The sequence below is a fragment of the Micromonospora tarensis genome (genome assembly GCF_016803395.1).
GTDB lineage: Bacteria > Actinomycetota > Actinomycetes > Mycobacteriales > Micromonosporaceae > Micromonospora > Micromonospora tarensis.
In genome coordinates this window covers 1-13,356 of the sequence record NZ_JAEVHL010000182.1, presented here as the reverse complement: position 1 = coordinate 13,356, position 13,356 = coordinate 1, and the positions used below count along the sequence as shown (strand labels likewise).

The 13,356-nt window shown below is 71.8% G+C and carries 8 protein-coding genes and 1 pseudogene; 3 read left to right on the top strand and 6 right to left on the bottom strand.

Annotation, left to right across the window (positions count from 1 at the left end):
• The first annotated feature begins 348 nt into the window (after positions 1-348).
• Together JM949_RS38660 and JM949_RS26215 are read left to right on the top strand one after the other, a co-directional pair.
• A pseudogene (locus JM949_RS38660) lies at positions 349-1,931 on the top strand (cellulase family glycosylhydrolase).
• A 234-nt stretch (positions 1,932-2,165) separates the two neighbouring features.
• A complete protein-coding gene (locus JM949_RS26215; protein WP_203150934.1) occupies positions 2,166-3,515 on the top strand; it encodes a pectate lyase family protein in 1,350 nt (449 codons plus the stop codon).
• Positions 3,516-3,561: 46 nt separating this feature from the next.
• Here JM949_RS26215 and miaB read toward each other — a convergent pair whose 3' ends face one another.
• Positions 3,562-5,055: a tRNA (N6-isopentenyl adenosine(37)-C2)-methylthiotransferase MiaB gene (miaB, locus tag JM949_RS26210; protein ID WP_203150933.1), complete on the bottom strand. Its 1,494-nt coding sequence runs from the start codon at positions 5,053-5,055 to the stop codon at positions 3,562-3,564.
• 220 nt (positions 5,056-5,275) lie between these two features.
• Here miaB and JM949_RS26205 point away from each other — a divergent pair, with 220 nt between their 5' ends.
• Positions 5,276-6,184 carry an alpha/beta fold hydrolase gene (locus tag JM949_RS26205; RefSeq protein WP_309232330.1) on the top strand — a complete coding sequence of 303 codons (909 nt, stop codon included), beginning with the start codon at positions 5,276-5,278 and terminating at the stop codon, positions 6,182-6,184.
• A gap of 71 nt (positions 6,185-6,255) precedes the next feature.
• On the opposite strand, the gene fxsT is transcribed toward JM949_RS26205, so the two are convergent.
• The 5 genes from fxsT to JM949_RS26180 all read right to left on the bottom strand — a co-directional run.
• Positions 6,256-10,125: an FxSxx-COOH system tetratricopeptide repeat protein gene (fxsT, locus tag JM949_RS26200; RefSeq protein WP_203150931.1), complete on the bottom strand. Its 3,870-nt coding sequence runs from the start codon at positions 10,123-10,125 to the stop codon at positions 6,256-6,258.
• Entirely contained in the window at positions 10,122-11,384 is a 1,263-nt protein-coding gene (locus tag JM949_RS26195; protein WP_203150930.1) for a TIR-like protein FxsC, read from the bottom strand. Before JM949_RS26195 ends, fxsT begins: the two co-directional genes overlap by 4 nt.
• Complete coding sequence (locus JM949_RS26190; RefSeq protein ID WP_203150929.1) at positions 11,381-12,040, bottom strand: TIR-like protein FxsC; 660 nt, start codon at positions 12,038-12,040, stop codon at positions 11,381-11,383. Before JM949_RS26190 ends, JM949_RS26195 begins: the two co-directional genes overlap by 4 nt.
• Positions 12,041-12,092: 52 nt before the next feature.
• Positions 12,093-12,917 carry an aminoglycoside N(3)-acetyltransferase gene (locus JM949_RS26185; RefSeq protein WP_309232329.1) on the bottom strand — a complete coding sequence of 275 codons (825 nt, stop codon included), beginning with the start codon at positions 12,915-12,917 and terminating at the stop codon, positions 12,093-12,095.
• Positions 12,901-13,356: aKG-HExxH-type peptide beta-hydroxylase (locus tag JM949_RS26180; protein ID WP_238433908.1), on the bottom strand; the 456-nt coding region annotated here is incomplete at its 5' end. The genes JM949_RS26180 and JM949_RS26185, both read right to left, overlap by 17 nt.

Here is a 13,356-nt window from a genome sequence, read left to right as displayed (position 1 = left end):
GTGTGGGTGTCGGGGTGGGCGCACAGGACGGGCGGGCCGCGGGCGGGTGTGCACTGGCGGGGCGGCGCGCGGCGGCGCGACGGGGCAGGTTGACGCATCGACCTGGGCTGATCAGAATGAGCGACGGAGTCAGGTAGGGCCACCGGCACGAGGGCGACGAGGGCAGAGCACCGCCGAGAAGGGCGGAGCACCGCCGTCGAGGGCGCCGGTGCGCGTCCGCGAGTGACCACGTCCGCGTGACCTGGGCCGTCGCGCACTGTCCGCGTACCCCTGCGGGAGCGGGACGTGCGGACGGCCGCCCGCCGGTGTCGTCGCTGGACGGCGCCGGACCTCCGAAGTGGAGCTCGAATGTTTCGTCCCAAGGCTCTCGGCGGCGCGGTCACCGCGCTCGCCACCGTCGCGGCCGGCGTGTTCGTCGCCGTCGCCGTTGGTTCCGGCCCGGCGGTGGCCGCCGGCACCGGCACCGGATATCTGCACACCAACGGCAACCAGATCGTGGACAGCACCGGTGCCACGGTCCGGTTGACCGGGATCAACTGGTTCGGCATGGAGACCGACAACAAGACCTTCCACGGGCTGTGGTCGAGCAACCCGTGGCGGGGGCAGCTCGACACGATGGCCCGGTTGGGTTACAACACGTTGCGGGTGCCGTATTCCAACGACGCGCTGAAGGCGGGCGCGACCGCCACCGGGATCAACGACTTCGTCAACCCGGACCTGGTCGGGCTGTCGCCGTTGCAGATCCTGGACAAGGTGATCGACTACGCCGGCAGCAAGGGGATGCGGATCATCCTGGACCGGCACCGGCCGACGTCGGCCGGCAGTCGCCGCTGTGGTACACGTCGACGGTCTCCGAGGCGACCTGGATCAACGACTGGAAGATGCTCGCCCAGCGGTACGCGGGCAACCCCACGGTGATCGGCGCGGACCTGCACAACGAGCCGCACGCCGAGGGCACCAACCCGGCGGCCACCGGCGCGTGCTGGGGTTGCGGCGACACCACCCGGGACTGGCGGCTCGCCGCCGAACGGGCCGGCAACGCCATCCTCGGTGTCCAACCCAACTGGTTGATCTTCGTGGAGGGGGTGAGCTGCCCGAGCGGTGGCCTCTCCAACGTGTGGGACAACGACCCCAGCAACGACGAGGACTGCGGTTGGTGGGGTGGCAACCTGTCGAAGGCGGGTCAGTACCCGGTGCGGCTGAACGTGGCCAACCGGCTGGTCTACTCCCCGCACGAGTACGCCACCTCGGTGTACCGGCAGACCTGGTTCGACGCCCCGGACTACCCGGCGAACATGCCGGCCATCTGGGACAAGTACTTCGGTTACCTCTACAAGCAGAACATCGCGCCGATCATGATGGGCGAGTTCGGCAGCACCCTGGCCGACCCGAAGGACAAGGTGTGGCTGGAGAAGTTGATGGCCTACACCGGCACCGGGGTGACCGGGATGTCCTTCACCTACTGGTCGTGGAACCCCAACTCGGGTGACACCGGCGGCATCGCGTTGGACGACTGGACCAACGTCAACACCGCCAAGCAGGCGATCCTCCAGCCGTACCTGATCGCGCCCACCGGTGGCGGCACCACCCCGCCGACGACCGGCGGGCCGACGGACCCGCCGTCGGGCGCGTGCACCGCCACCTACCGGCAGGTCAACGCCTGGCAGGGCGGCTTCCAGGGCGAGTTGACGGTGCAGAACACCGGCTCGGCCGCGGCGAACCCGTGGTCGGTCAGCTGGACCTGGCCGTCCGGGGTGACGCTGGGCAGTGGCTGGAACGCCACCGTCACGCAGTCCGGCACGACGGTGACCGCCGCCGCGCCGAGCCACGCCGCGTCGCTGCCGGCGGGTGGGTCGGTCACCGTGGGCTTCACCGCGAACGGCACGGCCAGCGCGCCGGCGACGGTGAAACTCAACGGCACCAGCTGCTGAACCGCCGGGACGGTCGGTGCGGTGCGCACCGGCCGTCCCGGTCATTTACATCCAGATGTTTCTATGCTTACATCGGGAAAGCGCTTGCCTTGTCATGGCGGGCGCGAGCGCTGGAGCCGCTTTCCTTCACGAACCCACACTGGCGGGCCCGCGGACCACTGGTCCCGGCCGCGATTCGCCGCCCACGGGCATGGGCGTAGCGACGGGTCGTCCGCCTCATCGAAAGGAAGCAGCATGCGCACAGCACAGCGTCGAATGACGCTGATCGCCACCACCGCCGCAGCCACCGCCGCCCTCGTCACCGCCGGACTGCTGACCTCGGTCTCCGCCCAGGCCGCCGCCGGCTGCCAGGTGGCCTACTCGGTCGCCAGCCAGTGGCCGGGCGGATTCACCGGCAACGTCACCGTCACCAACCTCGGCGACCCGGTCTCCGGATGGACGTTGCGCTGGTCGTACGGGGCCGGTCAGCAGGCCAGCCAGGCGTGGGGCGCGACCGTCTCGCAGAGCGGCAGCCAGGTCTCCGCGACAAACGTCGACTACAACGGCAACCTGGCCACCAACGGCAGCGCGTCGTTCGGCTTCAACGCGAGCTGGAACAACTCCAGCAACCCGGCTCCGAGCAGCTTCAGCCTGAACGACGTCGCCTGCATCGGCAGCACCACGCCTACCACGCCACCGCCGACCACCCCACCACCGTCGAGCACTCCCCCGCCCAGCACCCAGCAGCCGTCGAACCTGGTCGGCTGGGCCACCCAGAACGGCGGCACCACCGGCGGCGGCAACGCCGGCACGACCACCGTCAGCAACGCCTCGGTCCTGACCAGCGCGCTGAACGCGACCGGCGCCGCAGTGATCCGGGTGACCGGGACGATCACCTGCTCGGGCATGCTGCGGGTCCGCTCCAACAAGACCATCATCGGCAACTACGGGGCGACAATCGACGGCTGCGGGTTCAACATCAGCGGTGACCGCAACGTGATCATCCGCAACCTGACCTTCCGCAACTGGAACGACGACGCGATAAACGTGCAGGAGTCGGCCACCAACATCTGGATCGACCACAACAGCTTCAGCAACGGGTACGACGGCGCGGTCGACATCAAGCGCGGCTCGGACTTCGTCACCGTCTCCTGGAACCGGGTCTTCAGCCACGACAAGACCATGCTGCTCGGGCACAGTGACGACAACGCCGGCCAGGACGTCGGCCACCTGCGGGTGAGCTACCACCACAACTGGTTCGACGGCAGCAACCAGCGCAACCCCCGGGTGCGCTTCGGCAACCCGGTGCACGTGTACAACAACTACTACCGGGCCAACGGCGGCTACGGCGTCGCGTCCACCGAGAACGCCGGTGTGCTCGTGGAGGGCAACTACTTCGAGAACGTCGACGACCCGTACCACCTCGGCGAGGGGGACTCGGGGCCGGGCAGCCTGGTCGCCCGCAACAACCACTTCGTCAACTCGCCGACCGGCCAGGCCGGCGGCAGCGTGGCCAGCATCCCGTACTCCTACCAGCTGGACACCGCGAGCAACGTCAAGTCCATCGTGACGGCCGGCGCCGGCGCCGGCCGGATCACCGTCTGACGCAGTCCTTCGCGAAGGCCCCTCGTCCAGGGGCCCTTCCGCGCGGTCAGTGGGTGGCGCAGCCGGCGACGGGGGCAGGCGCCACCGGCGGTGCGCCGATCGTCGGCAGACCGAGCAACACCCCGGGGGTACGCGGGGAGCGACCCGCCTCGGCGGCGTCGCCGGCCCGGGTGCGCCGGTGCGCCACCGGCGGTCCGTCGGCGTTCAGGTGGTGCGGCGCAGCGTACGTGATGGTGGTGTGCACGATGTCCCCCGGTCGGATCTGCCCGGCCAGCGACTCCCCACCGGCGGTCTCGGTCGCGAAGTGCACCAGTCGACCGTCGCGGGCCCGACCGGACATCCGGCCGGTCCGCTCGTCCTTGCGGCCCTCGCCGACCGCTACCAGCACCTCGACGGTCTCCCCGACGAGGCGCTTGTTCTCCGCCCAGGTGATCTCCTCGACGCAGGCGACCAACCGCTCGTAGCGCTCCTGCACGACCTGCTTGGGCAGCTGGTCGTCCATGGTCGCCGCCGGGGTGCCGGGCCGCTTGGAGTACTGGAAGGTAAAGGCCGAGGAGAACCGGGCCTCCCGCACCACGTCCAGGGTGCGCTGGAAGTCGGCCTCGGTCTCACCGGGGAAGCCGACGATGATGTCGGTGGTGATCGCCGCGTCCGGCATCGCCGCCCGGACCTTCTCGATGATTCCCAGGTAGCGCTCGGAACGGTAGGACCGGCGCATCGCCCGGAGGACGTCGTCGGAGCCGGACTGCAACGGCATGTGCAGGGAGTGGCAGACGTTCGGCGTCTCGGCCATCGCGGCGATCACGTCGTCGGTGAAGTCCTTCGGATGCGGGCTGGTGAACCGGACGCGCTCCAACCCGTCGATGTCACCGCAGGCCCGCAGCAGCTTGCCGAACGCGTACCGGTCGCCGAACTCGACACCGTAGGAGTTGACGTTCTGCCCGAGCAGGGTCACCTCCAGCACGCCCTCGTCGACCAGGGCGCGCACCTCGGAGAGGATGTCGCCGGGACGCCGGTCCTTCTCCTTGCCGCGCAGCGCCGGCACGATACAGAACGTGCAGGTGTTGTTACAACCCACCGAGATCGACACCCACCCGGCGTACGTGGACTCGCGGCGGGTGGGCAGGGTGGAGGGGAAGACGTCGAGGGATTCGAGGATCTCCACCTCGGCGGCGGCGTTGTGCCGGGCCCGCTCCAGCAGCACCGGGAGCGCGCCGATGTTGTGGGTGCCGAAGACCACGTCCACCCAGGGCGCCTTGCGGACGATCTCGCCCCGGTCCTTCTGGGCCAGGCAGCCGCCGACCGCGATCTGCATGCCGGGGTGCTTGTCCTTCACCGGGCGCAGCCGACCGAGGTTGCCGTAGAGCCGGTTGTCCGCGTTCTCCCGCACCGCGCAGGTGTTGAAGACGACGATGTCCGGGGTGTCGTCGGTCGGTGCCGCGCGCAGGTAGCCGGCCTGTTCGAGCAGGCCGGAGATCCGTTCTGAATCGTGCACGTTCATCTGGCAGCCGTACGTCACGACGTTGTAGGTTCTCGCCACCCTCTTGGTGCCCCTTCCCCTCGGGCTACCAGGGTAGCGGCCCGTTCGGCGGCCCCCACCCACCGGCATTGACCCGGTGGCCCATAGCGGGCATCCACGACGGGCAGTACGCTGCACAACAAGGATGTGTTCTGGGCGATTTCGGGGGCTTTGCACTCGGCGCCGACGATGCGCGGCTCCGTTCACGGGGGAGCACATGACGACCCGCGGGAGGCCAACCGTGACGCGACAAGACGCGACACAGCGCACCGTCACGACGCCGGACGGGCGGCACCTCGCGGTGGAGACCTCGGGCGCGCCCGACGGCCCGGCGGTGTTCCTGCTGCACGGCACCCCGGGCAGCCGCAGCGGCCCCCGACCCCGGGGCATCGTCGTCTACCGCCTCGGCGTGCACCTCGTCTGCTACGACCGACCCGGTTACGGCGACTCCGACCGGCACGAGGGCCGGCGGGTGGCCGACGCCGCCGCCGACGTGGCGGCGATCGCCGACGACCTCGGGATCGAGCGGTTCGCGGTGGTGGGTCGATCCGGCGGCGGGCCACACGCCCTGGCCTGCGCCGCGCTGCTGCCGGACCGGGTCACCAGGGCCGCCGTGCTGGTCGGGCTCGCCCCGGCCGGGGCACCCGACCTGGACTGGTACGCCGGGATGGCCGAGACGAACGTGGAGGACTTCGGGCAGGCCGACGACGATCTGGCCGAACTCACGCTCAACCTGAAGGTCCGGGCCGAGGAGGCCCGACGGGACCCGATGACGCTGTTGGAGTTCCTGCGCCCGCAACTGCCCGACGAGGACATCCGGGTCGTCGACGACATCGCGATCCGCCGACTGCTGACCGACATGTACTCCGAGGCGCTGCGCCACGGCCCGGAGGGCTGGATCGACGACGTGCTGGCGATCCGCCGCGGCTGGGGGTTCGACCTCGGCGCCATCCGCGCGGAGGTCCGGCTCTGGCACGGCGAGCAGGACCGCTTCTCCCCGGTGGAGCACTCCCACTGGCTCGCCTCGCGGATCCCGAGCGCCGAGGTCCAGGTGCAGGCCGGCGCCGCGCACTTCGGTGCGGTGGAGATCCTGCCGCAGACCCTGACCTGGCTGGCCACGGCGGACCTCGCGACCAGCCCACAGCTGTAGCCGGCCGACCCACAACGCCCCGCCCCGGTGGGCCGGGGCGGACACCCGACCCACCCGCCGTGCCGATCCGGTCAGATGGTGTGCGGGTCGATCACCCGGACGATGAACCGCCGTTCCCGCAGGGTCTGCACGGTTGGGTGGTCCTGACCGATCACCTCGGCCAACCGGTCCGCCACCGCGCTCACGTCCTCGGCGGGAGAGCCGTCGCTGGCCCGCCGCAACACCAGCGCGACATCACCGAGGCAGCGCAGGGTGTCCGGGTGGTCCGCGCCGATCACCGTGGCCAGCCGGTTGGCGGTCTCCCGCAGCCGGTCCCGCGCCGACTCCCAGTCACCCTCCTCGGCCACACACACCGCGTGGTTCACCTCGGCGGCGAGCGTGTGCGGGTGGTCCGGGCCGAGCACCTTACGGAGGTCGCCGACCGCCCGGGCAGCCGACGCGCGGGCGTCCGGACCGCGCCCGAGCGCACGTTGCGCCGCGGAGATGTTGCTCAGCGTCGCCAGGGTGAGCGGATGTTCCGGACCGAGCCGCAACTCGGTCTCGTACGCCTGGTTGACGGCGGTCATCTCGGTCAGCGCCCGAGTCGCGTCACCAACGGCCAGCAGGTTCGCCGCACGGCTCGACCGGCACGCCACCGTGTCCGGGTTGTCCGGCCCGAAGAGTTCGTCGAACTTGCGGTAGGCCGCGTCGAACAACGGCGCGGCCTCGCTCCCCCGCCCGGAACTGCGCAGTGACACCGCCAGGTTGACCTGGGCACTGAGGCTTCTGGCGTCGTCCGGGCCGAGCACCTCGCAGTACGAGTCGTACACGGTGCGCAGCAGGGTCGCCGACCGCTCGTACTCGCCGGCCTCCCGCAGGTCGCTGCCGAGGCGGAGAGCGGAGACCAGGGTGTACGGGTTGGTGGGACCGAGGACCAGCCGCCGCCGCTGGTGCACCTCGTCGTCCCACCGCCGGGCCGACCGGTAGTCGCCGACCAGCCGGTACGAGACGGCGAGGTTGTTGGCCGCGCTCAACGTCCGCGGGTGGTCCTCGCCGAACACCTGGAGCCAGGAGGCGTAGGTGGACCGGTCCCGATCCAGGGCCTCGGCGTAGCGGCCGAGCGCCCGCAGGTCACCGCCGAGGCTGCCGGCGGTCATCAGGCTGTGCGGGTGCAGCGGGCCGAGCAACCGGCGCTGTTCGGCGAGCACCGCCTCGTCCAGGTCCCGGGCCTCGTCGAACCGACCCAGGCTGCGCAGGATGTTCGCCCGGTTGAACCGCAGGTGCAGCAACTGCCGGCTCAGCGGCGACGCCTCGGTTTCGTCCCGGGTGTCGCCGAGCCGGGCGGACCAGATGTCGTCCACCTCCTGGCTGAACCCGTCGGCCTGATCCAACCCGCCCCGCTGCCACAGGTAGCGGACCCGGTCGATAAGCAGCTGACACACCGACTCGTCCGGGCAGGTCAACGCCTCGGAGACCGCCAGGTGCGGCCAGAGCATGCGCAGCCGGTCCCAGGTGGTCGGGTCGTCCACGTCGCCACGGGGCCGGGACGCGGCCAACACGAGGTGCACCTGGTGCCGGGCGGCGGTGATCTCCTCCTCGGTCATCCGGTCGCGGACCACCGCCTGCAACAGCCGGTGCACCTGGATCCGACCGCCCTGCACGTCGAGCTTGAGCAGCGCCAGCCGGTTGATCTGCTGCACCAGGGCGCCACGGACGAGCCGCTCCGACACCGCCGGGTCGAACGGTGTGAGGGCCGCCGCCATCTCGTCGCTGTAGACCAGATCCAGGGCGATCTCCGGTGCCAGCACCGAGCAGAGCTGCAACAACCGGTACGCGGCCGGCGCCTGCTCCAACAGCCGGTTCAGCGACAGGTCCCAGGTGGCCTCGACGGAGAGCGCGCTGGGGCCGTGTCGATCGATCTGCCGGAGGTAGTCGGTGACCGGTGTGCCGGTGTCGGCGAGCCACGCGCCCGCCGCGGCCACCGCGATCGGCAGGTCGCCGAGCGCCTCGGCCACCTGGTCGGCCTCCTCCGCGCTGATCGTGGGCACCCGCTGGGCGAGGTGCGCGACACTCTCGGTGCGGGCGAACACGTCCACCTGGATCGGGTTGGCCCGGTCACCCCAGGCCCGGTTGCGCGACGTCAGCAGGACGTGCCCGGGCCCCTGCGGCAGGAACGGCTCGATCTGGTCCAGCTCTTCGGCGTTGTCGAGCACGACGAGCCACCGCTCGTACGGCTCGCCCCGGCTCAGCACCTGCAAGACCGAACGGACCGTGTCGGGCAGGGTCGGTCCGGCCAGCACACCGAGGCGACCGGCGAGGTCGGCCAGAGCGGTGTCGACGAACTGCGGCGGGTCCGCCACGATCCACCAGACCACGTCGTACGCGGCCTTGAACCGGTGCACGTACTCCAGCGCCACCTGCGTCTTACCGACGCCGCCCATGCCCTGCAGGGCGACCGGCAGCACCACCGCGCTGCCGCCACTCTGCAACTGCGAGCGCAGCCGCGCCAGGTCGTCCTCGCGGCCGGTGAAGCGCGCGTTGCGGTTGGGCGCGTTGAAGATCAATGGCTCGGCGCCGGGATAGCGGGTGGCCCCGCCAACCGGACCGTCCGCCGACGCCGGCACCGGCCGGCCGACCAGCCGCAACACCCGCTCCACTGCGGTCGCGGCGCTCACGTTGACCAGATTGGTGGAGCTCTGCGACGGGAACTCCGCCAGCGGGCGCAGGTCGGCGACGTACACGGCGAGGGCCGTGGAGCCGGTGCTGGTGTCGCGGTCGGGCAGACCGGCGGACGGCGTCGCCACGTAGGCCGGCGAGACCACTGTCAGCGTGCGCGGGGCCGGCGCACCGGCGGACCCGACGGCGGAGGTGGGCTCCACCACCCGCAGCCCGGCCGAGCTGAGCACCCGCTCCAGCCACTCGGCCCAGATGGCGTCCTCCGGCGCGTAGCGGAGCACGATCTGGTCGTCGATCGCCTCGGTGCGCCGACGGAACCGGGCCTTGCCCCGCTCCCGCACCGACTCGTCCATCACCGGCAGCGCGGTCACCGCACCGTCGGTGAGGATCCCGGTCAACGTCTCGAACGCGGCCAGCAGGGACGTCGGCGAGCCCGGCGGGTCGCCGAACGTGGCCAGGGTCTCCTCGTACGCGTAGAACGGCCGGTACGGGACCTCGACCGCCGCCCAGTAGCGCCGCCGCTCCGCCTCGGTCATCCCGGCCGGCAGCCCGGCGAAGCGGCGCATGGCCAGCAGGCGACCCGCCTCGGCCCGCTCCTTCTCGGCCTGGTCGACCCGCATCGGCACCGGCAGCACCCGGATGTCCCGCCGCCGGTACCGGTCCCGGACCGAGTGCGCCACCCGGGCCGCGCCGTCGATGCCCTGGTCGCTGAGCGTGAAACAGTCGACCAGCGTGTCCGGCAGGTGCAGGGTGCAGATGTCGGCGACGTCGCTCAACCCCGTCCGGCTGTCGATCAGGGTGAAGTCGTACTGGCGCTTCATGTCCGCCCGCAGCGCCTCGAAGAACTGCGCCCCGCCCAGCCGGTTGTAGAAGTTGTCCCAGTCCAGCCCGCTCACCGAGACCGCGTAGTCGCTGTTCTGCCGGCCGGCGGAGAGGAAGTCGAGGCCACCACCGTCCGGGAAGTTCCACCGCAGCGAGAACGCGTGCCGCCCGACCCGGGCGTACTGCTCCATCCAGCGGTCCGGCCGGTCGTCGACCCGGGTGGTCTCCCACTCGTAGTCGCGAATCATGTCGATCACGCCGCTGGTGCCCTGGATCGCCTCGGCGTCGAGAAACGGATGGAAGAAGCGGTGCAGGCCGGGGGATTCCAGGTCCCAGTCGGCGACCAGCACCCGCCGACCGCTGGCCGCCAGGATCCAGGCCACGTTGGCCAACGCCATCGTCCGGCCCGTTCCACCCTTGAACGAGTAGAAGGTGACGACCTGACCTTCGCGATCGTTGTTCATCGGTCTTCTCCGTGGGGACGCGGTGGGCCCGGATCATCAGGCGGGGACGCGGGGTCGGTGGGGCCGGCGACGGTCAGGCCGTCCCGCAGGCTCGGCACCGGCTCCGGCGGTGGTTCGAAGGGGACGACCGGGCCGTACTTGAGGAACTGGCGGCGAGCCTCGGTGACCAGCGCCGGCATCAGGGCAACGAACTCCGGCACGTTGCAGGCACGCTTGACCTGGGGCAGACCGGCGTCGTGCAGCAGCTGGGTGACCTCGTTGGCCCACCGGGTGGCGTCCTGGCTGTCGCCGTCGTCGGTGACCACCAGCGGAACGACCCACTCCCGCAGGCCGTGCAGCATCCCGGCGAGCGCCCCGGACGCATCCGGCGCCGCGGCGATCCACGGGTCGACCAGCAGCACCGCCGGTCGGCGTTCGAGCAGCCCGGCGGCCTGCGCGAAGTCCTCCGTGCGGGCCGACAGGCCGAGCCGCTCGGCGGTGCTGGCCGCGTACTCGGCGGCGGGCAACTCCTGGCTGCGCCCGTACGGCCGCCAGAGTCGGCCGCTGGCCGCGTAGCCGGCGGGGTCGCGGCTGGCCGGCAGGTGGCCCCGGGTGGGGGCCAGGACGGCGACGACGAAGTCCGGATCGGTAGCCGCCGGGCGGACGACCTCGTCGAGGCCGGGGGCCCGGGAGGGGCCCATCGGCCGCCGCTCGGCGGTGTGCACGATCCGGCTCGCCAGGCGGCCCAGCAGACGTTCGTACCGGTCCCGGTACGAGGCCAGCATGCAGAACGCGCGCAGGCCGTCGGCGGCGTACTCCGGGACGTCCCGGCCCAGGTCCAGCGCACCGTCCAACTCCGGGTGGGTCTCCCACGGCGGGAACGGGATCCACAACACCGGGGTGAGATGGGCCGCGGCGGCCCGGGCCAGCCCGGCGGCGGCCAGCCGGGCGCGGAAGGACTCCTGCTCCCCCAGCGCCCACGGCCGGCTGAAGTAGCCGGGCGAATAGAGCGGGACGAAGACCTCGGCGTCACCGAGTGCCTCGGCGAGCGCGGCCTTCCAGTCGGCGCCCAACGGGATGTGCTGGTCGAAGAAGCCGATCCGCATGCCGGCCACCGGTCGCGCCTGGCGCCGCACCTCCTCGGTCAGGTCGGCGAAGAACTGGCCGACCCACACGTCGGCGTCGGCCCGCGCGCCCGGCGGTGGCGCCGAGTGGGCATAGCTCAGGAAGAAGTACGTCCCACGCGCCGCCGGTCGGCCGCGGCCCGCCGGCGGGCTCATCCCGGCCCCTCGGCGAACCGGTTGCACAGCTCGTCCATGTCCGCCGGCACCCAGGGCTCGACCAGGTACGACCGGTGGATGGCCACGATCCGCTGGGCGAGTCGCCAGACCACCGCCCGGTACTCGTTCTCCCACTGCATGGTCAACAAGCCATAGACCCCATCCCGCTGGTAGCGCACCGCGATGTCGGGATCCGGCATCGCGGTCGGGGAGAATCGCTGGATGTCGCGGAGCACCCGGGGCAGCACCGCGCCGTTCGTCGGCGACCAGGTGACCGGCACGATCGCCGTCTCGTGCACCGAGGCGGAGCTGTGCCGGGGGATGATCCGTCGGCGGGAGAACGCGTCCCACTCCCGGCCGCACCAGTCGCTGCCGATCAGCGCGCTGGACACCAGCGGAACAAAGACCTGACAGGTGCCGGCGGCCTGGAGAAGCTCCGGGCTCCAGCGTTCGCCGCCCGCGATGGAGGTGTCCAGGAAGCCGGCGTCCACTCCGGTCACCGGGCCGACCAACTCACTCACGTGGACGGAGAGGTCCTCGAAGAAACGAGAGACGTACTCGGCGGGCTTGCCGGTGGCGCGACCGACCGGTGCCCGGGAATAGCTGATGAAGAAGAGTGGGGCACGCGTTGCGGAGGGTGCGTCCACTGTGCTCACTACTGCCCCTCCGCCCTCCCCACGCGGCCGGAACATCAGCGTAGTCCGTGCGTCAACGTTGCGCGGCCAACCGATTTGTCGCGAACCAGTCAACGGCGAAATCCACGGCGGCTCGGGCCGGCAGCAGCCGAGCCGGGGCCCGTCCGACCCGACCGTGCCGTACCCACGGCGTGTCGTCGAGCGCGGCCCCCACCGTGGGGAAGTCCCGGTCGTCCAGGTCGAGCGCGCGGAAGTCGAGGCGGACCCGACGCCCGCCGACCAGCCGGAAGCAGCGGTAGTCCCGTTCGGCCGGCGGCACCGGCAGCCGGTACTCGGCCAGGTGCAGGGCGCTGCACGCCTCGTACCCGAGGCCGAGCAGCAGGACCTGCCCGTCCGCCGCGTAGAGGCCGCCCATCGGTGAGCGTTCGCCCAGGTGGCAGCCGAGGTCATGGCCCTCGGTGAGCTGCCGGGCCCGCGGGCCGAGCGCGGCGAACGAGGTTTGTGGATGGTCACTGCGCACGGCACCGGGGGCGCACCGGACGTACTCGGCGAGCGCACCCATCCGCTGCGAGGGGGTGCTCCGGCGGTCCCAGCCCGGCAGCGCCGCCTCGTACCGGTCGCGCTCCACCCGGTCCATCCCGGCGGTGGCCGCCAGGTGGGCACGGGAGGTCGTCGAGTTGCCGTCGGTGTGGGTCGGCACCAGCAGCGTGCCGGCCGGCCCGAGGACGTCTCGCAGGGCGCCGGCGAGGGTCGCGGGGCCGTGCTCCAGCCGGCCCACCCGACGCAGCCCGCAGTGCACCACCAGGCACCCACCCGGGCGTACGCCCAGCGCCCGCAGGTCGTCGGCGAGGCGAGCACGGCCCAGTACGGGCGGGAGCAGCTCATCCGAACCCGACACGGGTCTCCTCCAGGGCCTCGCGGAGCTGGCCGACGAAGCGCTCACCAGGCTGGGTGAGCGAGCGACTGGCGAGCAGCGCGTCGACGCCGTCCCGGGTCCAGGCCAGGAACCGCGCGGCGTGCGCCGGGGCGTCGGCGTCGTCGACCGCCGCCCGGGACCGCCAGACCTGGGTGACCGCCAGGTGGGCGTACACCCCTTGGAGCACGCCCTCCGGGGGCCGTGGGTCGGGGCGCCAGGGCACCCGGATCCGGGCGTCCTGCCCGGGTTCGACGAGGTCGTACAGGTCGAGGACGGCACCCAGCTTCGCGTGCTGCCACTCGTGCACGAGCAGCACCGCCATCGTCTCCGGATCGGCGTGCGGGGTGACGGCGACCGCGCCGAACGCGTGCCGCGCGGTGGCGCACCGCAGCGGCCTCGCCGGGTCGGGTGCCAGCGGCAC